Origin of the sequence: Nocardia sp. NPDC004068, assembly GCF_042874315.1 — a bacterium.
Lineage (GTDB): Bacteria > Actinomycetota > Actinomycetes > Mycobacteriales > Mycobacteriaceae > Nocardia.
In genome coordinates this window covers 119,648-140,589 of the sequence record NZ_JBIAMW010000013.1, presented here as the reverse complement: position 1 = coordinate 140,589, position 20,942 = coordinate 119,648, and the positions used below count along the sequence as shown (strand labels likewise).

Annotated in this window: 19 protein-coding genes and 1 pseudogene; 10 read left to right on the top strand and 10 right to left on the bottom strand. The window is 71.0% G+C overall.

Translation table 11 applies throughout. From position 1 onward, the window contains the following. Window positions 1–46: 46 nt before the first annotated feature. Window positions 47–1,192 carry an NAD(P)-binding domain-containing protein gene (locus tag ACFYTQ_RS29025; protein WP_387367882.1) on the top strand — a complete coding sequence of 382 codons (1,146 nt, stop codon included), beginning with the start codon at window positions 47–49 and terminating at the stop codon, window positions 1,190–1,192. Between the two features lie 3 nt (window positions 1,193–1,195). Here ACFYTQ_RS29025 and ACFYTQ_RS29020 read toward each other — a convergent pair whose 3' ends face one another. The 5 genes from ACFYTQ_RS29020 to ACFYTQ_RS29000 form a co-directional block, all read right to left on the bottom strand. Continuing rightward, window positions 1,196–2,056 carry an aldo/keto reductase gene (locus ACFYTQ_RS29020; RefSeq protein WP_387367879.1) on the bottom strand — a complete coding sequence of 287 codons (861 nt, stop codon included), beginning with the start codon at window positions 2,054–2,056 and terminating at the stop codon, window positions 1,196–1,198. 64 nt (window positions 2,057–2,120) lie between these two features. After that, window positions 2,121–3,629 (bottom strand): carboxyl transferase domain-containing protein, encoded by a 1,509-nt coding sequence (locus tag ACFYTQ_RS29015; RefSeq protein ID WP_387367876.1) that lies wholly within the window; start codon window positions 3,627–3,629, stop codon window positions 2,121–2,123. A gap of 61 nt (window positions 3,630–3,690) precedes the next feature. After that, window positions 3,691–4,293 carry an ATP/GTP-binding protein gene (locus tag ACFYTQ_RS29010; RefSeq protein ID WP_171982855.1) on the bottom strand — a complete coding sequence of 201 codons (603 nt, stop codon included), beginning with the start codon at window positions 4,291–4,293 and terminating at the stop codon, window positions 3,691–3,693. Continuing rightward, window positions 4,274–4,645, bottom strand: a complete 372-nt coding sequence (locus ACFYTQ_RS29005; RefSeq protein ID WP_387367872.1) for a DUF742 domain-containing protein — start codon at window positions 4,643–4,645, stop codon at window positions 4,274–4,276. Before ACFYTQ_RS29005 ends, ACFYTQ_RS29010 begins: the two co-directional genes overlap by 20 nt. Before the next feature lie 7 nt (window positions 4,646–4,652). Beyond that, entirely contained in the window at window positions 4,653–5,066 is a 414-nt protein-coding gene (locus tag ACFYTQ_RS29000) for a roadblock/LC7 domain-containing protein (RefSeq protein ID WP_011207200.1), read from the bottom strand. 1,007 nt (window positions 5,067–6,073) lie between these two features. On the opposite strand from ACFYTQ_RS29000, the gene ACFYTQ_RS28995 reads away from it, so the two are divergent. Further along, window positions 6,074–6,334 (top strand): pentapeptide repeat-containing protein, encoded by a 261-nt coding sequence (locus ACFYTQ_RS28995; RefSeq protein ID WP_387368052.1) that lies wholly within the window; start codon window positions 6,074–6,076, stop codon window positions 6,332–6,334. 1,149 nt (window positions 6,335–7,483) lie between these two features. Here the strand turns inward: ACFYTQ_RS28995 and ACFYTQ_RS28990 are convergent. Further along, window positions 7,484–7,795: pseudogene (locus tag ACFYTQ_RS28990) on the bottom strand (sensor histidine kinase); the annotation flags it as partial. Between the two features lie 1,857 nt (window positions 7,796–9,652). Here ACFYTQ_RS28990 and ACFYTQ_RS28985 point away from each other — a divergent pair. The 6 genes from ACFYTQ_RS28985 to ACFYTQ_RS28960 all read left to right on the top strand — a co-directional run bounded on the left by ACFYTQ_RS28985 (window position 9,653) and on the right by ACFYTQ_RS28960 (window position 16,122). Continuing rightward, the gene (locus ACFYTQ_RS28985) at window positions 9,653–11,728 is read left to right on the top strand and encodes an AMP-binding protein (RefSeq protein WP_387367869.1); all 2,076 of its coding nucleotides are present in this window, start codon (window positions 9,653–9,655) and stop codon (window positions 11,726–11,728) included. A gap of 126 nt (window positions 11,729–11,854) precedes the next feature. Next, the gene (locus ACFYTQ_RS28980) at window positions 11,855–12,262 is read left to right on the top strand and encodes a hemophore-related protein (protein WP_387367867.1); all 408 of its coding nucleotides are present in this window, start codon (window positions 11,855–11,857) and stop codon (window positions 12,260–12,262) included. A gap of 152 nt (window positions 12,263–12,414) precedes the next feature. Next, a complete protein-coding gene (locus tag ACFYTQ_RS28975) occupies window positions 12,415–12,795 on the top strand; it encodes a hemophore-related protein (RefSeq protein ID WP_387367864.1) in 381 nt (126 codons plus the stop codon). Window positions 12,796–12,823: 28 nt separating this feature from the next. After that, on the top strand, window positions 12,824–13,537 hold the full coding sequence (locus ACFYTQ_RS28970) for a response regulator transcription factor (RefSeq protein ID WP_387367861.1): 714 nt from the start codon (window positions 12,824–12,826) through the stop codon (window positions 13,535–13,537). Then, window positions 13,534–14,925, top strand: a complete 1,392-nt coding sequence (locus ACFYTQ_RS28965) for a sensor histidine kinase (RefSeq protein ID WP_387367858.1) — start codon at window positions 13,534–13,536, stop codon at window positions 14,923–14,925. Before ACFYTQ_RS28970 ends, ACFYTQ_RS28965 begins: the two co-directional genes overlap by 4 nt. 27 nt (window positions 14,926–14,952) lie before the next feature. Then, the gene (locus ACFYTQ_RS28960; RefSeq protein ID WP_387367855.1) at window positions 14,953–16,122 is read left to right on the top strand and encodes a hypothetical protein; all 1,170 of its coding nucleotides are present in this window, start codon (window positions 14,953–14,955) and stop codon (window positions 16,120–16,122) included. Here ACFYTQ_RS28960 and ACFYTQ_RS28955 read toward each other — a convergent pair whose 3' ends face one another. Then, window positions 16,123–16,485: an FKBP-type peptidyl-prolyl cis-trans isomerase gene (locus ACFYTQ_RS28955; RefSeq protein WP_387367853.1), complete on the bottom strand. Its 363-nt coding sequence runs from the start codon at window positions 16,483–16,485 to the stop codon at window positions 16,123–16,125. A gap of 119 nt (window positions 16,486–16,604) precedes the next feature. On the opposite strand from ACFYTQ_RS28955, the gene ACFYTQ_RS28950 reads away from it, so the two are divergent. Next, the gene (locus ACFYTQ_RS28950) at window positions 16,605–17,408 is read left to right on the top strand and encodes a TrmH family RNA methyltransferase (RefSeq protein ID WP_387367850.1); all 804 of its coding nucleotides are present in this window, start codon (window positions 16,605–16,607) and stop codon (window positions 17,406–17,408) included. Beyond that, the gene (locus tag ACFYTQ_RS28945) at window positions 17,405–17,692 is read left to right on the top strand and encodes a DUF2537 domain-containing protein (RefSeq protein WP_387367847.1); all 288 of its coding nucleotides are present in this window, start codon (window positions 17,405–17,407) and stop codon (window positions 17,690–17,692) included. Before ACFYTQ_RS28950 ends, ACFYTQ_RS28945 begins: the two co-directional genes overlap by 4 nt. On the opposite strand, the gene ACFYTQ_RS28940 is transcribed toward ACFYTQ_RS28945, so the two are convergent. From ACFYTQ_RS28940 to serC, 3 genes are all read right to left on the bottom strand, one after another. Beyond that, window positions 17,689–18,426 (bottom strand): DUF6928 family protein, encoded by a 738-nt coding sequence (locus ACFYTQ_RS28940; RefSeq protein ID WP_387367844.1) that lies wholly within the window; start codon window positions 18,424–18,426, stop codon window positions 17,689–17,691. The genes ACFYTQ_RS28945 and ACFYTQ_RS28940 overlap by 4 nt on opposite strands. 156 nt (window positions 18,427–18,582) lie before the next feature. Continuing rightward, the gene (sepH, locus tag ACFYTQ_RS28935) at window positions 18,583–19,647 is read right to left on the bottom strand and encodes a septation protein SepH (RefSeq protein ID WP_387367842.1); all 1,065 of its coding nucleotides are present in this window, start codon (window positions 19,645–19,647) and stop codon (window positions 18,583–18,585) included. 135 nt (window positions 19,648–19,782) lie between these two features. Next, the gene (gene serC / locus ACFYTQ_RS28930; RefSeq protein ID WP_387367839.1) at window positions 19,783–20,910 is read right to left on the bottom strand and encodes a phosphoserine transaminase; all 1,128 of its coding nucleotides are present in this window, start codon (window positions 20,908–20,910) and stop codon (window positions 19,783–19,785) included. Between the last annotated feature and the right edge of the window lie 32 nt (window positions 20,911–20,942).

The following is a 20,942-nucleotide window of genomic DNA, read 5'->3' as shown; positions in this document are numbered from 1 at the left end:
ATTCGGCCCGAGGTCGCTCCCCGGCACCCGACGCACCCGGCGTAGCGTGACGTCGGTGACCCCCTCCGATTTCGCGATCCTCGTGATCGGCGCCGGACAGGCCGGATTGTCGGCGGGGTACCACCTCCGGCGGCTCGGATTGCGGCCCGGGACGGACTTTCTCATCGTCGATCACGCGCCCGGACCGGGCGGGGCGTGGCAGTTCCGGTGGCCGTCACTGACTATCGGCACGGTCAACGGGGTGCACGATCTGCCCGGTATGACGTTCGCCGAGACGTTGCCGGAGGGGTCGGCGGACGTGCCCGCGGCGACGGCCGTGCCGCACTACTTCGAGCTGTACGAGAAGCGGTTCGAGTTGCGGGTGCGGCGGCCGTTGTCGGTGCGGGTGGTGTGCGATCGGGCGACGACCTCGACCTGCGCGGCCGGGGAGGCGGACGGCTTCCTGCACGCGGAGACGGTCGGGCCGGACGGGGCCGCGGGCCCGACGTTCCGGGTGCGGGGGCTGGTGAACGCGACCGGGACGTGGGATCGGCCCTACATTCCGTACTACCCGGGCGCGCGGAGTTTCGCGGGCAGGCAGTTGCACGCGCACGACTATCGCGACGCCGCCGAATTCGCGGGCAAGCATGTGGTGGTGGTCGGCGCGGGCATCTCGGCGGTGCAGCTGCTCGACGAGATCTCCCGGGTCACGACCACCACATGGGTGTCGCGCACCGAACCCCGGTGGCGCGACGGGCCTTTCACGCCCGAGGCGGGCCGGCGCGCGGTGGCGATGGTGGAGGATCGGGTGCGGCGCGGGCTGCCGCCGCGATCGGTGGTGTCGGTGACCGGACTGCCCGTCGACGATCGCGTGCGCGCGGCCCGCGCCCGCGGCGCGCTGAACTGGCATCCGATGTTCGCGCGGATCGAACCCGACGGGGTGCGCTGGGCCGACGGGACGTTCCGACCGGCCCAGGTCATCCTGTGGGCCACCGGATTTCGCAGCGCCCTCGACCATCTCGCGCCGCTGCGGCTGCGCGGGCCCGGCGGGGGCATCGCCATGGACGGCCGCCTCGCCACCCGGGTCGCGGCGGATCCGCGCATCCATCTGCTCGGCTACGGGCCGTCGGCCAGCACCATCGGCGCGAACCGCGCGGGTCGCGCCGCCGCGGTCGAGCTGACGGCGGAACTGGGTCTGTCCGTCCGTTCGTAGGGATCAGTCCAGATCGACGCCGAGGGTGAGGGTCTCGGGGTCGCCGCCGATCCGGTTGCCGGAGTCCAGTTTCGCGATGCGGTCCATCTGCTCCGGGGTGAGTTCGAAGGAGAACACGTCGAAGTTCTCCCGAATCCGGCTGGGCGTCACCGACTTCGGGATGACCACATTGCCGAGCTGGAGGTGCCAGCGGATGACCACCTGAGCGGGGGTCCGCCCGGTCTCCTGCGCGATCTCGGTGACGGTCCGATCCTTCAGCTCCGCGCCCTGGCCGAGCGGACTCCACGCCTCGGTCGCGATGCCGTGCTCGGCGTGGAAAGCGCGCAGTTCGGCCTGCGCGAAGGTCGGGTGCAGCTCGATCTGGTTCACGGCCGGGGTCTCGCCGGTCTCGTCGATGAGACGCTCGAGGTGGTCGCGATTGAAGTTGGACACGCCGATCGAGCCGATGCGGCCCTGCGACTTCAGCGCCTGGAAGGCCCGGAAGGTGTCGACGTAGCGGTCCAGGCGCGGCACCGGCCAGTGGATCAGGTACAGATCCAGATAGTCCAGGCCGAGTTTCGTCATGCTCTCGTCGAATGCCCGCAGGGTGGAGTCGTATCCCTGCTCGCCGTTCCAGAGTTTGGTGGTGACGTAGACCTCGTCGCGGGCCAGCCCCGACGCCGCGATCGCCCGCCCCACCTCGGCCTCGTTCCCGTAGATCGCCGCGGTGTCGATACTGCGGTAGCCGACCTCGAGCGCCGTGCTCACCGCGGCGACCGCCTCGTCCGGTGGCACCTGGAAGACCCCGAAGCCGAGCTTGGGAATCACGGTGCCGTCGTTCAGAACGACCGAGGGTACGGGGGTGCTCTCGTTTTTGAAGGTCACGTTCCGACGGTAGAAGCGGTTCGGCCCCTGGTCAAACAGCCCGGTTCGTGTGTTCGACCCGATTTCAGCGGTCGGTCGGGACGCCGAGGCGGCGGTAGCGGGACTGGCGGAGGGCGCGTAGCCGGGGTGTGGGGGTGGTGGTGAGGAGGGCCAGTTCCTCGGCTATGACGGTGATGGTGCGGTGGGCGAAGGCGGTGGGTTCGGTTGCGGCGTCGGGGGTTTCGGGGATGATGCGGTCGACTATGCCGTCGGCGTGGAGGGCGGGGGCGGCGATGCGCTGGGCGGCGGCGAGGGCGGGGGCGTGGGTGGTGTCGCGGTGGACGATGGCGCTGGCGCCCTCCGGGGGAAGGGGAGCCAGCCAGGCGTTGGCGGCGGCGAGGACGCGGTCGGCGGGGAGCAGGGCCAGGGCGCCGCCGCCGCTGCCCTGGCCGAGCAGGACCGAGACGGTGGGGGTGTCGAGGGTGACCAGGTCGGCCAGGCAGCGGGCGATCTCGGGGGCGAGGCCGCGTTCCTCGGCCTCGCGGGACAGGGCCGCGCCCGCGGTGTCGATGATCAGGACGAGCGGCAGGCGCAGTTCGGCGGCGAGGTGCATGCTGCGGCGGGCCTCGCGCAGGGCGGCGGGGCCCATGGTGTTCTCGCCGGTCTGGCCGGAGCGGTCGTGCCCGAAGACCACGCAGGGCCGACCCCGGAACCGGGCCAGGGCGTGCACCACCGTGCGATCGGATTCGCCTTGTCCGGTGCCGCTCAACGGAACCCGGTCCGTCGCGCGGCGCAGCAGGGCGCGGATGCCGGGGCGGTCCGGGCGGCGGGAGGCGAGCACCGCACGCCAGGTGGCGTCCTCGGAATCCGTAATCGGTTGCGGCACATAGCTTTCGGCGGGCACTGGCGAAATCGGTTGACCCCCAACGCCGTTCACCACATTCAGCACCCGATGCACGATCCGCCGGAACACCGGAATCGGGACCACGCCGTCGATCACCCCACTGCGATACAGGTTTTCGGCGGTCTGCACCCCGTCCGGGAACGGGCGGCCGTACAGCGCCCGGTACACGCGCGGCCCGAGGAAGCCGATCAGCGCGCCCGGTTCGGCGAAGGTGATGTGCCCCAACGATCCCCACGACGCGAAGACGCCGCCCATCGTCGGATGACGCAGATACACCAGATAGGGATGTCCGGCGGCCTTGTGCGCGGCGACCGCGCCCGCCACCTTGACCATCTGCACGAAGGCGACCGTGCCCTCCTGCATCCGGGTGCCGCCCGAGGCCGGTGACGCCAACAGCGGCAGGCCCAGTTCGGTGGCCCGCTCCACCGCGGCGACGACCCGTTCGGCCGCCGCGACCCCGATGGAACCGGCGAGAAAGCCGAATTCACAGGCGATCACGGCCACCCGCCGCCCGCGCAGGGTCCCCGCGCCGGTCAGCACCGACTCGTCGGTGCCCGCCCGGCGCTCGGCGGCGCGCAGTTCGGCGTCGTACTCGGCCGAGGCCGACACCGCGAGCGGCGGACGGTCCCAACTCTCGAACGAGCCGGGGTCGAGCAGTCCGTCCAGCAACTCACGCGCCGAGATCGTCACGCGCGAAGCCTAACCGGCCCACACCGCAGCTCCGGAATCCCCGCCGCGGTGCCGGGCCGGTTCAGTAGCCCTGCACGACCTTGCGCAACGCGTACTCGGTGACCGAGACCAGCGCCTGCTTCACCGGCTCCCGCCGCCGGGCGTCGATCGACAGGATCGGGACGTCGGCCGGGACCGCGAGGGCCTGACGGATGTCCTCGATCGGGTACCGGGGCGCATCGTCGAACTCGTTGATGGCCACCAGGAACGGGAGGCTGCGCGCCTCGAAGTAGTCGACCGCGGCGAAGCTGTCCTCCAGTCGTCGGGTGTCGACCAGCACCACGGCGCCGATGGCGCCGCGGATGAGGTCGTCCCACATGAACCAGAAGCGGTACTGGCCGGGCGTGCCGAACAGGTAGAGCACGAGGTCGTCGGCGAGGCTGATCCTGCCGAAGTCCATGGCCACCGTGGTGGTGGCCTTCGTCGGCACGGCCGCCAGACTGTCGACGCCGACGCTGGCATTGGTCACCAACGCCTCGGTGCGTAGCGGAACGATCTCCGAGACGGCACCGACCAGCGTCGTCTTGCCGACGCCGAAGCCACCGGCGACCACGATCTTGGCCGACGTTGGCTTGCTGGTACGGGTATCGACCTGGGCCGTCGAATCAAATACGCCGGAGTCCACTGAGAACCCTTTCGATCAGCTCGCGACGTTCATCGTCGCTCGAATCGTCTTTCAAAGTCGCCGAAACTCGTACGTGGCCGGCCTCGATGAGGTCGGCCACGAGTACTCGCGCCACCCCGATCGGAATGCCCAGCCGGGCAGCCACTTCGGCGACAGACGGCGATTCTCTGCACAACTCCACGATTGACGTCTCGATGTTGGTGAGTTCGAACTGCCGCTCGAGGGCGACCGGATGCGATGCGACGAGCGCCTCCAACGCCAGATCCACCTTCGGCCGCGTGCGACCGGAGGTCAAGGAATACGGGCGGACGAGGCTTGGCTCGCTCCCCACGCGCTGGTTGTCTATTTCCATCCCACCATCAGGAACCCATCGTGACGCGAGGCGTGGCCTGTACTGTCTGGCCAACCCGCTCGACCAACAACGCCATCTCGTATCCCACCTGCCCGATGTCGCAGGACGTATTGGTCAGGACCGCGAGGTAGGAACCGTCGCCGACCGCCATCAGCAATAGGTAGCCGTGTTCCATCTCGACCACCGACTGCAATACCGTGCCGCCTTCGAACAGGTTCGACACGCCCACCGAGAGGCTGGCCAGTCCCGCGGTCACAGCCGACAGCTGTTCGGCGCGGTCCACGGGCAACTGAGCGCTCGCGGCCATCAACAGACCGTCCGCCGAAACCAGCACGGCATGAGCGACGCCCGGAACCTCGTTGGCGAAGTTCGAAACCAGCCAATCCAGCTGACGGTTCGTACCACCTAGATCGGGGTTCATCGGTCTCCTTTATCTCCGGTTAGGTTCATTGCTCTCATTGCGCGGCCATCCCGGACGCCCTGCTGGTGACGACTCAGACTTGACCTGATGGATTCTGGGTCACGACGCGGCGCACGGTCGGCGGTTCCGGTGACGCCACCGGGAACGAGCCGATTGCCGGGATCACGCTGCGGCAGCCCGGCGGCCGTCCGCTTCTCCGGTTGCGCCTCCACCGCGCGCCGAGCGGCCTGCCAGCCCTCGTCACCCGGTGATTCGAAGGAGGCGGCCACCTGGGACCGGTCCGGATTCGGATCGGACAGCCAGGCCGACATCATCTCCGCGAAGATCGGGCTGTCGGCCGAGGCGCTCGACTCGACCGTGGGCTGCAAGCGGGTCTGGAAGAACGCGGCCGTCTTCTCCGGGTTGGACCGGAAGCTGTGGCGGCCGCGTTCGCGTCCACCGTCACCGGCGTCGGCGGCGGGCCGCTCCGGCGCCGGGCGCTCGGCCTTGGGCAGGCTCAGGCCCGGGGTGGGCGCGGGGCGCGGCGGCAATCCGGCGCCCGGCTGACGCTGCGGCAACCCGCCCGCGGCGGAATGCCGAGGCGCCGAATCGCCGGAGTCCCGTTGCGGCAGACCGTTGGCGCCCCGCTGCGGGAGGCCGTTCGCGCCCGGTTCCCGTTGCGGCAGACCGGTTTTGCCCGCCTCACGCTGCGGCAGGCCGGTCGCCCCGGCCGCCCGCTGCGGTAGGCCGGTCTCGGACGTGCCCCGCTGGGGTAGACCGGGGATCGAACTGTCGCGCTGCGGTAGGCCCGTATCGGAGGCGCCCCGCTGCGGGAGGCCGGTGGCCGAGGTGTCGCGCTGGGGTAGGCCGGTGTCGGACGTGCCGCGCTGGGGTAGGCCGGAGTCGGTCAGGCCGCGGCGCGGCAGGCCCGATTCGGTGGAACCGCGTTGCGGGAGGCCCGATTCGGTCGAGCCGCGCTGCGGTAGACCCGAACCACGCTGGGGCAGGCCCGTTTCGGATGTGCCACGTTGCGGGAGTCCGGATTCGGTCGAACCGCGTTGCGGGAGACCGGTTTCCGATGTGCTTCGCTGCGGGAGGCCCGATTCGGTGGAGCCGCGCTGCGGCAGACCCGAACCACGCTGGGGCAGACCGGTTTCCGAGGTGCCACGCTGCGGCAAGCCCGAGCCACGTTGCGGCAGACCCGTTTCGGAGGTGCCGCGCTGCGGGAGGCCCGATTCGGTCGAACCGCGTTGCGGCAGACCCGAGTCCGTCGTCCCGCGTTGCGGTAGACCCGATTCGGTCGTCCCGCGCTGGGGCAAACCCGATTCCGTCGTCCCGCGCTGGGGCAGACCCGACTCCGTCGTCCCGCGTGGGGGCAGGCTGATCGCTCCGGAGTCCCGGGGCGGCAACCCGGATTCGGGGGCACCGCGCTGTGGCAGCCCCGATCCGGTGGCGCCGCGCTGCGGCAGACTGATCGCGCCCGAGTCGCGGGGCGGGATGCCCGTCTCGCCGGAAACACGCTGGGGCAGGCCGGTTTCGGAGCCGCCGCGCTGCGGCAGGCCGGGGGTGGCGTCGGGTCCGGCCGCGCCGGGTTCGCGTTGCGGCAGGCCGCTGTTGCCGAGGCCGCGCGGCGGGAGACCGTTGGCGCCCGGTTGCCGCTGGGGCAGGCCGCCCGCGCCCGGCTCCCGCGGCGGCGGGCCACCGGCCGGTCCGGCCGCACCCGGGTCGCGTTGCGGGAGACCGGAACCGCCGCGCGGGGGCGGACCACCGGCGCTCGGCTCCCGCGGCGGAAGACCGTTCGCGCCGGGCTGACGCTGCGGCAGACCACCGCCGGGCGTCGCGGGCCGCGGCGGCTGCGCGCCGCCGCCCGGCTGGCGCTTGAGCATATTGGCGGCCAGACCCGGCTGCGGTCCGGCGGGGCCACCCGGACCCCGCGGGGGCAGGCCGGTGCCCGGCTGCGCGGGCGGGGCCAGCGGCCCGTTCGCGCCGGGCTGACGCTGCGGCAGGCCGCCCTTGTCGGGGTCGCCGGGACGGGCGTCGGCGAGGCCGTGCCGCACGGTCGGTCCGTTCGCGCCGGGCTGGCGCTGAGGCAGTCCGCCCGGCGCGGCCGAACCCGGCTGCCGCTGCGGCAGACCACCCGCGGCGGCGGGGGCCGCCGGTGCGCCGCCGGGCGCGGGCGCACCCGGACGTTCCCCGCGCTCACCGGCCGGAATCGGCCCGCTCACACCGGGATCCACGGTCACCATGACATTGCCGCTCGGCGTGCGGGTGACCGCGCGCATCTGCATGGCGGCCGCCGCGCTCGGCCGCTGCTGCGGCTGCTGGCCCTGCGGACCCTGCGGTCCCGGCGCCTGCCGGGTCGGCTGGTGTTGCTGCTGCGGCGGAACGGTCAGCGCGCTGCCGCCCGGGGCCACGATGAGCGAACCGGGCACGTGCACGGTCACGGTCACGCCGGGATCGCGCGCGGTGTCGAAGGTCGAGCGCAGCCGCACCAACAGCCCGTGCCGCTCGGCCAACCGGCCGACCACGAACAGACCCATGTGGCGCGCGGTGTCCGGACCGACCTCGGCGGTGGACGCCAGGCGGCGGTTGATGACCTCCATCTCGGCCGGGGGCATACCGATGCCGCGGTCGGCGACCTCGATCAGCAGCCCCTGGTCGTCGGCCTGGGCGAAGGTGAACTTGACGTCGGTCTCCGGCGGCGAGGCGCGCAGCGCGTTGTCGAGCAGCTCGGCGAACAGGTGCGCCATATCGGAGGCGGCCGGTTCGGTGATCGCGCCGCGCGGGGTCGCGCCCAGCTTGACGCGCTCGTAGTCCTCGACCTCGGAGATGGCCGCGCGCAGCACGTCGGCGATCTCGACCGGCGCGGACTTGGTCCGCCGCTGCCGGGTACCGGCGAGGATCAGCAGGTTGTCGCCGTTGCGGCGCATGCGGGCCGCGAGGTGGTCCAGCCGGAACAGGTTCTCCAGCAGGCGCGGGTCCTTCTCGTCGTACTCCATCGCCTCGATGAGCGAGAGCTGATGGTCGACAAGGGATTTCGAGCGCCGGGCCAGGGTCTCGAACATGTCGTTGACCTGGGTACGCATGGCGGCCTGATCGGCGGCCAGGCGCAGCGCCTGCCCGTGGATGTCGTCGACCGCGCGGGCCAGCTGACCGATCTCCTCGTCGGTGTGCACCGGCATCGGTTCCAGCGGCACGTCCTCCGGGCTCGCGCCGTCGCGCAGGCGGGCCACCTCGTGGCCGAGGTCGTGCTCGGCGACGCGCAGCGCGGCCAGGCGCAGCTTGCGCAGCGGCACGATCATCGACCGGGCCATGATCACCGCGAGCACGAGGGCCGCGAGGATGGTGAGCACTACGATCACCGCGTAGCGGATGGCGCCGAAGCGGGCGTCGTCGGCCAGCGCGTTGACACGCGTCATGACGTCGGCGCTGGATTTGTCGACGATCTTCTGATACTGGTCCAGGCTGTCCACCGAGGACTGCCGCAGATCCTGCAACGGGATCTGCCCGGTCGCCACCTGCGGGCTGGACAGCATCTGGATGCGGTTGTTCACCAGCTGGTTCAGATCCGTGATGATCGGATCGTTGTCCGGGTACCGGTGGGCCATGATGCCGAGCATCTGCCGTTCGGTGTTGCCCGCGATCAGCGCGTTCTGCACCGCGTCCTTCACGCCCGCCGGATTGCGCAGCGCCTCGGCCAGCGCCGCGCTCTCCTGGACCATCACCGCGCGGGTGTTCAGCGCGTCGATCAGGCGGAGCTTGGACTCCTCGACCTTCGGGTCGGAGATGGTGGAGGTGATCGCCTCCGCGGTGCGGACGCTGTTCTGGCGGATCGCCTCTTCCTGGTTGATGGCGTCCTGGATCGACTTCGAGGGCATCGTGCCCTGCTGCCGGATCGCCTTGGAGCCCGCGATCATCTGATCGAGCGCGGTGCGACCACCGGCCACGCCGTCCAGGCGCGGGGCGGCCTTCTCGGCCGCGGCGATCGCGCCGTCCAGCGCGGTCAGGTCCGCGTCCTGCACCAGGGACTGGGTGGGGCTGAGCATGATCATCTGCTCGACCGCGACGACACCCTGCTGAGCACTCAGGCCGGTGACGGCCGGAATCGCCTGGACGTGCTTGACGGCGTCGGAGAGCTCGCTCGAGTCCCCGAACTGTGCCGCAATCCTGGATGCTCCGAGCACCACCGCGACGAGGAGGGGCACGGCCAGGACCGCCGTAACCTTCCAGCGCAGGTCCCAGTTGCTAAGCGCCCAACGCTTGTTGCCGGACCTAGCGGCGTCACGCATCTCCCACTCACTTTCCAAACTGGCCCCAGCCACGCGCCATCAGCGAGCCTCCGCGATCGCACGCGCGGCTCGGCAGGCAGTGCGGGCCGAGAACTGCGGCTGGCCGAGAAATTGCGTCCATGACGGCCGAAATATGTGACATGCGATTCTAACGGATCAATAACTTCTTGTGTGACCTCTGGGCAACTACCGGCCGGTGACCTGCCGGTTTCAGGCAAAATCGAAGGTCGCGGCGTCCGCCCGGACGTCGCGTGAAGTCTGCCACAATCAGGCTGATCTATCGAGGCGGGCATCGATGCGAGGCAGGGAGTCACACGGTTGAAGGCGAAGCAGGAGTACCGGCCTACCTACCAGACGAGCCTGGTCGATCCCTCCGACTTCTGGCGTTCCGCCGCTGACTCCATCACCTGGGATGTCCCGCCCGAAACGATCCTGGACAGCACCGCCCGTCCGACGGCCCGCTGGTTTCCGGACGCTCGCCTGAACACCTCCTACAACGCTCTCGACCGTCATGTGCGCGATCTCACATCGGAAGAGGACTCGACAGGAGCCGACTCCCTCGGACCGACCGGCGGCCGCGCCGACCAACCGGCCCTAATATATGACTCCGCTATGACGGGCGCCACACGCGTCTACACATACGCCGAATTGCTCGACGAGGTGGCCACTTTCGCGGGCGCCATGCTGCGGCTCGGGGTGCGGACCGGGGATCGGGTCGTCATCTACATGCCGATGATCCCCGAGGCGGTCGTCGCCATGCTGGCCTGCGCCCGGATCGGGGCGGTGCACTCGGTGGTGTTCGGCGGGTTCGCCGCGCACGAGCTGGCCGCGCGCATCGATGACGCGCAGCCCGTGTTGATCGTGACCGCCTCGGGCGGGCTGGAGCCCAACAAGCGCGTCGAGTACCCGCCGATCGTGTTGCAGGCGCTGGATCTCGCGCGGATCGCCGCGCCGCGGCACGTGGTGGTCAAGCAGCGGCCGGGTTTCGACGTCATCCGGTTCAGCCTGTCCACCGAGCACCTACCGGGGCACACGGAAACCGTTGCGGCGCAATGGCTGGACTGGTCGGACATGATCCGCGACGCCGAGCCCGCCGATCCGGTCCCGCTGGCGGCGACCGATCCGCTCTACATCCTCTACACCTCGGGCACCACGGGGAAGCCCAAGGGCGTGGTGCGCGACAACGGCGGGCACGCGGTCGCGCTGGCCTGGTCCATGCGCAACATCTACGACGTCGGCCCCGGCCGGGTCATGTTGACCACCTCCGATATCGGCTGGGTGGTCGGACACTCCTACATCGTCTACGCCCCGCTGCTGGTGGGCGCGACGACCGTGCTCTACGAGGGCAAACCGGTCGGTACCCCGGACGCGAGCGCGTTCTGGCGGCTGGTGGAACGGCACGGGGTGCATGTGATGTTCACCGCGCCGACCGCGCTGCGGGCCATCCGCCGGGCCGATCCGGACGCCGCGGCCGCGCACCGCCACGACCTGTCCACGCTGCGCGCGCTGTTCTGCGCCGGGGAGCGGCTGGATCCGGCCACCTACGAGTGGGCCCGCGACACGCTGCTGGCCGATCGGCCCGACTGCCCGGTCGTCGATCACTGGTGGCAGACCGAGACCGGATGGCCGATCTGCGCGGATCCCCTTGGGCTGCAAGAACTTCCGATCAAACCGGGTTCGGCGTCGGTGCCGGTGCCGGGCTATCGGCTGCGGGTGCTGGACTACGAGGGCGACGCGGTACCCACCGGCACCGAGGGCAATATCGTGATCGGCCTGCCGCTGCCGCCGGGCACGCTGACCGGGTTGTGGGGCGACGACGAACGGTTCACCCGCTCGTATCTGTCGGCTTTCCCCGGCCACTATCTGACCGGCGACTCCGGCTACTTCGACGAGGACGGCTATCTCTACGTCCTGGGCCGCAGCGACGACGTGATCAACATGGCCGGGCATCGGCTGTCGGCGGGCGGTATCGAGGCCGCGGTCGCCGGGCATCCCGCGGTCGCCGAATGCGCGGTCATCGGCGTCTCCGACGAGCTCAAGGGGCAGCGGCCGATCGCGTACGTGGTGCTCAAGAGCGACGCCGACGTGGCGTACGAGCGGCTGCGGGAGGAACTGATCGCGCGGGTCCGCGAGCAGATCGGGGCGATCGCGACCCTGCACGACGTGGTGATCGTCCAGGCGCTGCCCAAGACGCGTTCGGGAAAGATCCTGCGCCGCACCATGCGTCAGATCGCCTCCGGGGAGACCTGGGAGATGCCCGCGACCATCGAGGACCCCGCGGTGCTGGTGGCCCTCGAGGATCAGATCCTCGCGGCCCGCGCCGACGCGGCCGATCCGGCCGGCGAGGTGACCGACAACGACAGCGCGCCCGACGGCGAGACCGTCGCACCCTGATCACACCCTCATAGTTTTCTCAGCGTCCGCGCCGGTGTCGCTTCCCCGGCTCGGTCCCCCGCGGTCGTAGGGTCTGCGCGACGAAAGAGGTAGTTCCGCAGACGTTTCGGACGAAAGGGACCATTGATGATCTCGTCGCGTGCTCGATTCACTCGGACGGCTCTCGCTCTCGGCGGATTCGCCGCCGCCACCACCCTGCTCGCGGGCACCGCCGCGGCCGACTCGCTGGACATCATGGAACCGGTGCTGACCTCGAGCTGCTCCTTCGATCAGGTCGACCGGGCCATGCACGACGACCCGGTGGCCTCGATGCTCGCCGAGGAACTGGACAAGACACCCGGCAAGCGCGAGGAGTTGAAGGCCATCCTCGACACCCCGCTGGACCAGCGGCAGGAGAAGATCGCGGCGCATCGCGCGGAGGTCGAACAGCGTATCCAGTCCGATCCGGAGGCGGCCAGGGTCGCCAACGACCCTCGGCTGGCCGAGTTGCGCGGGGTGTTCGAGAAGGTGGCCGAGGACTGCAAGACCAAGTGACGGCCCTCACACTTTTCTCACGATTGGTTCACAACCCGATCAGACGGGGAGCCTAACGTCGAATCGCCCGTAGCGCGGCGGACGCGGGACCGGGATCCCGCCCGAGCCCGCTCCGTCGCGGCGGGAGACAACCGATCGAAAGGCTGTACCCGATGATTGCGCGTACCCGATTCGCCCTCACCACCCTGGCCGCCGGGGCCCTCACCGGCGTCGCCGTGCTGCTGCCCGGCGCCGCCTCGGCCGCCCCGATGGATCAGCTCGCCCCGCTGTTGAACTCGACCTGCTCGTTCGCCCAGGTCGACGCCGCCCTGCACGATCAGGCGCCGCAGCTGGCGTCGGCGCTCGATGCCAACCCGAACGCCAAGGCCCAGCTGAAGGCGGCCTTCGACCAGCCCATCGAGCAGCGCCGGGCGCAGGCCGAGCAGTACCTGGCCGAGCATCCCGACCAGGTCCAGCGGGCCCAGAACGATCCGCGGGCCGCGCAGGCCCAGCAGTTGATCCAGCGGCTCGCCGACACCTGCGCCAACTACTGATCCAGCTCGCTATGACCACAATGGACCCGTGACGAGCGAGCGTGAGACTCCGACGGTCCTGCTGGTCGACGACGACGAGGACCTGCTGGCCTCGGTGGAGCGCGGCCTGCGCCTGTCCGGTTTCCGGGTGTTGATCGCCCGCGACGGCGCGGCCGCGCTCCGTTGTGTGGGTGAGCAGTCCCCCGACGCCATCGTGCTCGATATGAACATGCCGGTCCTCGACGGCGCGGGCGTGGTCACCGCGCTGCGGGCCATGGGCAACGAGGTGCCGATCTGCGTGCTGTCCGCGCGCAGTTCGGTCGACGACCGCATCGCGGGCCTGGAGTCGGGGGCCGACGACTATCTGGTCAAACCGTTCGTGCTGGCGGAGCTGGTGGCCCGGATCAAGGCGCTGTTGCGCCGCCGCGCCGATCCGGCCGCGGCCTCCCCCGAGCCGACCGACTCGATCACCGTCGGCCCGCTCGAGGTCGACGAGGCCGGGTACCGCGCGCTGCTGCACGGCCGCGAGATCGAGCTCACCAAGCGGGAATTCGAGCTGCTGTCCACGCTGGCGCGCAACGCGGGCGTGGTGCTGAGCCGGGAGCGGCTGCTGGAACTGGTGTGGGGCTACGACTTCGCCGCCGACACCAATGTGGTCGACGTGTTCGTCGGCTACCTGCGCCGCAAGCTGGAGAGCGACGGCACACCGCGGCTGCTGCACACCATCCGGGGCGTGGGCTTCGTGCTTCGGACCCCGAAATGACCTGGCGGACAAGGTTTCTCCGCCGCCGCGGTCGGTCGTACTCGCTGCGCACCCGGGTGGCGGCGGCGGCCGCGCTGGGCGCGTTCATCATCACCGCCGTGCTGAGCTGGGTCTCGGTGCAGGCGCTCGAGCGCAACAACATCGCGCACGCCGATCAGGAACTGACCCTGGCCTCGCGGGTGGTTCTGCTGCAACCGGTGCTCGCGGTCGGGCTGCTGTCGTTCGTGGGACCGAACCAGGACATCGCGGTCACCGTCCGCGCCGACGGGGCGGTGCTGGCGACCACGAGTATGCGGCTGCCCGAGCTGACCCCGGGGTCGCACACCCTCACCATCGACGGGACGCCGTGGCGGGTGCTGACCACCGCGGCGAATCAACCCGCGGGACACCTTGTCTCCCTGGGCATTCCGCTCACCGAGGCGTATCGCACCACGGCCGATCAGCGGCGCTGGGTGCTGGGCGCGGCCGGGCTCGCGGTGGCGGCGGCGGCCGGGCTGGGCTGGGTGTTCGGCGGGCGCGCGGTGCGGCCGATCGCGGAGCTGACCCGGCAGGTCGGCGCGCGCAGCGGCACCGGCGAACCCGAGGCGCCGGTGGACGTGACCGGCGTGCGGGAGGCGGAACAGCTTGCGGAGGCGATCAATTCGCTGCTCTACCGCGTGCACCGGGCGCAGGCGGCGACCGCGGCCGCGCTCGAGACCGCCCGCGATTTCGCGGCCGTCTCCGCCCACGAGCTGCGCACCCCGCTGACCGCCATGCGCACCGACCTCGAGGTGCTGCGCACGCTGGATCTCGACGAGGCCCAGCGCGCGGAGATCCTCGCCGACCTGCATCGCGGTCAGGGCCGGGTGGAGGCGACGCTGTCGGCGCTGGAGCGGTTGGCGGCGGGGGAACTCGTCGACGAGCGCGATCACGTCGACACCGATGTCGCCGATCTGGTCGACAAGGCCGCGCACGACGCCATGCGGCACTTCCCCGAGCTGAAGGTGAGCATCGACACCGATCCGGAACTGATCACCCGCGGCCTCCCCGCGGGGCTGCGGCTGGCCCTGGACAACGCGCTGGCGAATTCGGCGCGGCACGGGCGGGCGACGCGGGCGCTGGTGTCGGCGCACCGGCGGCCGGACGGATTCGTCGTGATCTCGGTCGACGACAACGGCGACGGCATCCCGCCCGAGGAACGCGCGGCGGTGTTCGACCGGTTCTTCCGCGGCAGCCGCGCGGGCAAGGGCGGATCCGGGCTGGGGCTGGCGCTGGTGGCCCAGCAGGCCCAATTGCACGGCGGGCGAGCCTGGTTCGACGACGGCACGCTGGGCGGGGTGCGCCTGGTCCTGGCGCTGCCGGATCGGCCGCCGACCCTTACCGAACCCTCAGACGGCCGCCACCCGTAGCGCAGGTCCGGGTCCTAGAGTCGGGCCGTGACCGGAAAACGCGCTCGCTGGATCCTTTTCGTGACCGCCGTCGTGGCCGTCGGCGCGCTCGCGGGCGGCCTGGTGTGGTGGCTGCGGCCCGCCGCCGCGCCGACCGCTCTCGCGCTGGTGAACGACGACACCGGTCCCACCGGGGCGCGGGTGGTGCAGGCGTTGCGGGCCGATGGAACCCACGAGTGGCACGCGGTGCGGGCGGCGGACGCGAGCACCGATCGCTACGCCGCGGTCGTCACGCTGCCCGCCGACCTGTCGTCCTCGGTCGACTCGCTCGCGACCGCGCGACCGCATCGGGCGCGGCTCACCGTCGCGACCAATCGCGACGCCGATCCGAATCTGGTGAACGACGCGGTGAACCAGGTCACCCAGCGCATCGGCGCGGCGGGCGTGGACGGCGCGCTGGCCGCCATGTCCTCCGCGCGCGGTTCGATGCAGCAGGCCGCCTTCACGACGCAGTTGCTGGGCGCCGGGGTGAACCTCGCCGCCGACGCGTCCGCTCAATTCGGCGGCGGGGCGCAGCAGATGCTCGGATTCCTCGATACGGCGAAATCCGGTGCGAGCCAATTGACCTCGGGCATCGGGCAATTGAACGACGCCCTCACCGCGGCCACGGCCCAGGCGAACAGCCTCGCCGCGACCCTCGACGCCACGGGACTGACGCTCGGGCAGATCGACGCGACCGCGAACACCGTGACCACCGGACTCGACCAGGTGCTGCCGCTGCTGCGCGCGCTACCGTTCGCGAGCGATCCGCGGCTCGCCGACGCCATCGCGAAACTCGATGCGCTGCACGGTGTTTCGAGCCAGGCCGGAACCCAGCTCGCCGGATTCGCCCAGCTCACCGGCAGCGGCACCGATCCCGGCACCCCGGTGGGCACCCTGCTGCGCGATGCCGCCGCCCGGCTGAGCGCCGCGGGCGCGCAACTGAACCAGGGCGCCGCGCTGGCCGCGCAGGTCCCGCAGCTCGCCGATCAGGGCGCGAGCCAGCTGACCGGCGCGCTGGCCGCCCTCTCGGGCGGGGTGACCCAGCTCCAGCAGATCGTGGCCAATCTGAGCGCGCAGACGGGAAAGGCGTTGGACGCCCTGCCCGCCCACAGCGGCTCGGCGCAGACCGCGATCGCTACCAATCTGAGCAATCCGGTGGATGTGGTGCGAGAGTGATCAGTTCACCACGTCGAGCAGGTCGATGACGAACACGAGGGTCTTGCCCGACAGCTGATGTCCCGCGCCCGCGGGGCCGTAGGCCTGCTCCGGCGGGATGGTGAGCTGACGGCGGCCGCCGACCTTCATGCCCGGGATGCCGTCCTGCCAGCCCTGGATCAGGCCGCGCAGCGGGAAGGTGATGGCCTCGCCGCGGTTCCACGACGAATCGAACTCCTCGCCGGTGTCGTATTCGACGCCCACGTAGTGAACCTGCACGGTGCCGCCGGGGACCGCTTCGGCGCCGTCACCCTCCACCAGATCCTTGATCACCAGCTGGGTGGGGGCGGGGCCGTCCTGGAACTCGACTTCCGGCTTGGTCATGCGTCCTCTTCCGTTCGATGGGTAAAGCCGACGTAGGGTTCACCATATCGTTGCTCGCGAAACCTCTCGCACCGCCCGGGTGATCCTCCGCACGGTCGGAACGGGCAATATGGATGCCCGTGGCCGACGTGATCGACATCGAGGACCCCGCCGATCCCCGGGTCGCCGACTTCCGGGATCTCAACTCCGCGGATCGCCGCCCGGACCTGCCGGGCCGCAAGGGTCTGGTGATCGCGGAGGGCGCGGTGGTCGTGCGGCGCATGCTCGCCTCGCGCTATCGGCCGTTCGCGCTGCTCGGCGTGGACCGCCGATTCGCCGAGCTGGCGGCCGATCTCGACGACGTCGACGTGCCGTACTTCCGGGCGTCGGCGCAGGTCATGGCCGAGGTGGTCGGTTTCCATCTCAATCGCGGGGTGCTCGCCGCCGCGTACCGGCCGCCGGAGCGCGGCGTCGCGGAGGTGCTCGACGGCGCGCGGACCGTCGCCGTGCTGGAGGGCGTCAACGATCACGAGAACATCGGTTCGATCTTCCGCAACGCGGCCGGGCTCGGCGCGGACGCGGTGCTGTTCGGCGACCGCTGCGCGGACCCGTTGTACCGCAGGGCGGTTCGCGTCTCGATGGGACATGTGCTGCGGGTGCCGTTCGCGCGCCTGCCGTCCTGGCCCGGCGGGCTCGGGTTGCTGCGCGAGCGCGGTTTCCGGATCATTGCCCTGACCCCGAATCCGGCCGCGGTGAACCTGGCGACCGCGCTGACCGGCGACCGGGTGGCGCTGCTGCTCGGCGCCGAGGGACCCGGCCTGACCGAGGAGGCCATGCGCGCCACCGACATTCGCGCCCGGATCCCGATGTCGCCGGGCACCGATTCGCTGAACGTCGCCACCGCGGCCGCGATGGCCTTCTACGAAAGGGTGCGCACCTCGTGACCCCCTACCAGCCCGCCCCCGAGCCCACGCCCTGGGCGCCCGGCGTGGCCGTCGCCGTATTCGTCGCCGCGCTCACCGCCGCCGGGGTCTACTCCTTCGGATTCGCGCTGGCACAGGTGCATTGGACGCTCTCGGTCGCGGTCAACCTGATCGCCGTGGGCGGTGCGGCCCCGACCGCGTGGCGCTGGCGCACCACCCCGGTGACGCGCTGGGTCGTCGCCGGGCTCGCGGCCGGGGTGGGGCTGGGCTGGCTCGTGCTGCTGATCACCGCGATCGCGGCCTAGGACACCCGGTCCCGGCCGCGCAGCCAGCCGAACCAGCGTTTCCCGTTGGGCGCGGTCGCGATCGGTTCGGCCTCGGGCGCGAGCAGCGGCGGCGCCTCGCCCTTCGGGTAGAGGCTGAACCCGCAGACCTCGATCTCGTTGGGCCGCAACGGTTCCGGGCCGGTCCCGCCGTGATAGCGGAAGCCGAGCCACTCCTCGTTGGCCGCGTCGGCGAAGGCGGGCGGATCGAACGGCAGGATCTGCGGATCGGGCAGTTCCCCCGCGCGCAGCGGCACCGGATGCTCACCCGCCCAGAACGGCCGTTCCCACACCAGCGGCAGGCCGTCGTCCTGGAGGATGTTGACCCGGGTGGAGCTGAACGCCCGGCGGAATTCGCCGCGCTCCCAATGGGCGAACGCGCCCCAGCCGCGCGGGATGTCGAAGGCCACCAGATAGGTGTGCTCGGAGGCGAGCGGCCGCACCAGCGGTTCGGGCAGCAGCCGCGGATGGCCGAGCAGGGCCCGCGTGGTGCAGACGACCGTCACCCCCGGATAGCACCCGATGTACACCGAGCCGGGATCCGGTCCCGCCCAGACCTTCAGCGTGCCCGACGCGGCGGGCACCACGTCACGATCCGGATGCAGCTGTTTGGCGAGGGCGAACGCGGCCTCGGGATCGGGGTCCGGGTGGGCCCGCAGCACCGCGGCGGGATCCGGATCGTCGATGTACCACACGGACGACGCAGTAGACGGCACTCCCGACACCTCCCGGTACTGGTTCGGGCGGTGGTCCGGCCAAGGCCGGGCGCACACCCGATTTCCCGTGACCTGCTCGGAAGAAATCTACCTCTCGAACACGCCCGGAACCGCGAGGCTTCGCATACCGGACAGGCGTGTCCGCTCGAGTGTCCGTCAGTGACCGGAGCTGCGCACCCCGAGCAGCACGTCCTCCCAGGACGGCATGGGGGCCTTGCCGCGCTTGGGCTTCTTGGGCGCGGTCTTGGCGGGCTGCTGTGCGGTGGCGGCCGGGGCCGCGGGGGCGGGCTGTTCGGCGGGCGGGGCCGTCGCCTCCGGAGCGGGAGTCGAATCCGCCGCGGGCGCGGGCGGATTCGCGGGCGCGGGCGGCGCGGTCTTGGCCGGGGTGGCCTTGGCCGCCGGGGTGGCCTTGGCCGCGGGCGCGGACTTGGCCGGGCTCGCGGGCGCCGTGGCGGCGACCGGAACCGCGGCGCCGCCCACCGCGGCCCGCTGCTCGTAGAACTCCGGTTCGGTATCGGTGGTCCGGGCCGGGGTGGCCGCGACCTCCTCGCGCGGGGCGGGGGTCGGCGGAACCGGTTCGACCGGTGCGGGTTCCGCGGCGGGCTCGGGCAGGATGGTGGCCAGACCGCGCAGCGCGCGACCGAAATCGGGATCGATCAGGTCGTTGGCCGGATCGTCCAGCGGGACAACCGAACCGCCGTGCGCGTCGGGCTGGTAGCGCCAGTGCGCGGCGATCACGGAACGGCCCGCCTGCCACTGCAATTGGGCCACCCAGTAGTTCTTCTCGTCCTTCCAGGCGTCCCACTCGGCGATGTCGATGTTGTGCCCGCGCTCGGCGAACGCGGCGGCCACGACATCGATGAGGGTCTCTACGGCCGGGCCGTCCTTGCGCACCGGATGGGCCTTCTGCGCCAGCTCCGCGGCCCGGGCGCGCTCGAGCAGCACCGGGTAGGCGAACCGCTCGACCCGGCTCGCGGGCATGCCCGACTCCTCGGTGACCTGTTCCACCGAGGCACCGGCCCGGATCCGAGCCTGGATATCGCGAGGACGCATCGTGGCTTCCGTTTCGATCTCGATCTGGCCGAATCGGGCAAGGTCGCCGCGGGCGGCGGCACGCAACTTCTCGTCGGCGGGCAGCCGGTACTTCTGCCCCGTCTCGGTATCGGCACACACGATATGCGCGGAATCGGGCGTCAATCCGATCACTCGAAGTTCACGCACCGTTACCTCCTTATCGCGCGCCCACTTATGGAACAGTAGTGCACTTCTGGGATTCGTGGGGCAAGACACGCGCGTGAGAATCCGGCGACGGACTCTCCCGCGCGCTAATCTGTTCTGCTTCCCCGAACCCGAAGGCTACCCGGCGATCTGCTCGACGACCCAGTCGACGCAGCGGGTGAGCTGGGAGACGTCGTCGGGATCGATGGCCGGGAACATGCCCACGCGCAGCTGGTTACGACCCAGCTTCCGGTACGGCTCGGTGTCGACGATCCCGTTGGCGCGCAAGACCTTCGCGACCTGTGCGGCGTCCACCGACTCGGCGAAGTCGATCGTGCCGACCACCTGCGAGCGATGCGCCGGATCCGCGACGAAGGGGGTGGCGAACTCGCTCGACTCGGCCCACGAGTACAGCCGCGAGGACGAGTCCAGCGTGCGCTTGACGGCCCAGTCCAGACCGCCGTTGCCGTTCAGCCATTCGATCTGATCGGCGAACAGCAGCAGCGTGGCCAGCGCGGGGGTGTTGTAGGTCTGATCCTTGGTGCTGTTGTCCAAAGCGATGGGCAGCGACAGGAATTCGGGGGTGTAGCGACCCGAGTCCGCGATCTCGCTCACCCGCTCGAGCGCCTTCGGGCTCATCAGCGCGACCCACAGTCCGCCGTCCGCGGCGAAGCACTTCTGCGGGGCGAAGTAGTAGACGTCGGCGTCGGCGAGGTTCACCGGCAAACCACCGGCACCCGAGGTGGCGTCGATGGCGACGAGGGCGTTCTCCGAACCGGCCGGGCGCCGGACGGGAACCGCGACGCCGGTGGAGGTCTCGTTGTGCGCCCAGGCGATCACGTCGGCCGCGGGGTCGGCGGTCGGCTCGGGCGCGGTGCCCGGCTCGCTCGAGACCACGATGGGGTCGCCGATGAACGGGTTCTTCTTGGCCACCGCGGCGAACTTGGAACTGAACTCGCCGTAGGTCAGGTGCAGCGAACGCTCCCGGATCAGACCGAACGCCGCGGCGTCCCAGAACGCGGTGGTGCCGCCGTTGCCGAGCACCACCTCGTAACCGTCGGGCAGCGAGAACAATTCGCGCAGGCCCGAACGCACCCGGGCCACCACGTCCTTGACGGGCTTCTGCCGATGGCTGGTGCCCATCACGGACGCGCCCACCTCGACGAGGGAGCGCAACTGCTCGGGCCGGACCTTGGACGGTCCGCAGCCGAACCGTCCGTCGGCGGGCAACAGATCGGCGGGAATGGTCGGGAACGCAGCGGTCATGGGCTCAAGCCTAGAGGTCGCCCGCGCTGATC

Bases quoted from the DNA above. Each gene is read 5' to 3' on its own strand.
- serC (WP_387367839.1), bottom strand. From the start codon at position 20,910: ATGACCGCTGCGTTCCCGACCATTCCCGCCGATCTGTTGCCCGCCGAC.
- ACFYTQ_RS28965 (WP_387367858.1), top strand. From the start codon at position 13,534: ATGACCTGGCGGACAAGGTTTCTCCGCCGCCGCGGTCGGTCGTACTCG.
- ACFYTQ_RS29005 (WP_387367872.1), bottom strand. From the start codon at position 4,645: ATGGAAATAGACAACCAGCGCGTGGGGAGCGAGCCAAGCCTCGTCCGC.
- ACFYTQ_RS28980 (WP_387367867.1), top strand. From the start codon at position 11,855: ATGATCTCGTCGCGTGCTCGATTCACTCGGACGGCTCTCGCTCTCGGC.
- ACFYTQ_RS28975 (WP_387367864.1), top strand. From the start codon at position 12,415: ATGATTGCGCGTACCCGATTCGCCCTCACCACCCTGGCCGCCGGGGCC.
- ACFYTQ_RS28955 (WP_387367853.1), bottom strand. From the start codon at position 16,485: ATGACCAAGCCGGAAGTCGAGTTCCAGGACGGCCCCGCCCCCACCCAG.
- ACFYTQ_RS29000 (WP_011207200.1), bottom strand. From the start codon at position 5,066: ATGAACCCCGATCTAGGTGGTACGAACCGTCAGCTGGATTGGCTGGTT.